We start from the raw sequence: 309 nt of genomic DNA on the forward strand, positions 1-309 counted from the left end.
CCGGTCGCGGCGCGGCGCGGGTCGAACTGCCGACGTACGCCTTCCAGAAGGAGCGCTACTGGCTCGACGCCGGTGTGTCCGCCGGTGACATGGCGTCGGTGGGCCTGGAACAGGCGGGGGACGCGCGGCTGCCGGGCGCGGCCGCCCCACCCAGCGTGAGGCGCAGCTGTACCCCGCCGCGCTCGGGCAGAACGAGCGGCGCCTCCAAGGTGAGCTCGTCCAGCAGGTCGCAGCCCACCTGGTCGCCCGCCCGGATGGCCAGCTCCACGAAGGCCGTGCCCGGCAGCAGCACGCTCCCCAGCACCAGGT

Annotated in this window: 1 protein-coding gene; it reads right to left on the minus strand. The window is 75.1% G+C overall.

What is annotated here, in order from left to right; genetic code table 11:
• Positions 1-55 precede the first annotated feature (55 nt).
• On the minus strand, positions 56-309 hold a 254-nt coding region (locus tag UK12_RS45470; protein ID WP_197085436.1), incomplete at its 5' end, for a polyketide synthase dehydratase domain-containing protein.

Origin of the sequence: Saccharothrix sp. ST-888 (genome assembly GCF_000955975.1) — a bacterium.
In the GTDB taxonomy this organism is placed as follows: domain Bacteria; phylum Actinomycetota; class Actinomycetes; order Streptomycetales; family Streptomycetaceae; genus Kitasatospora.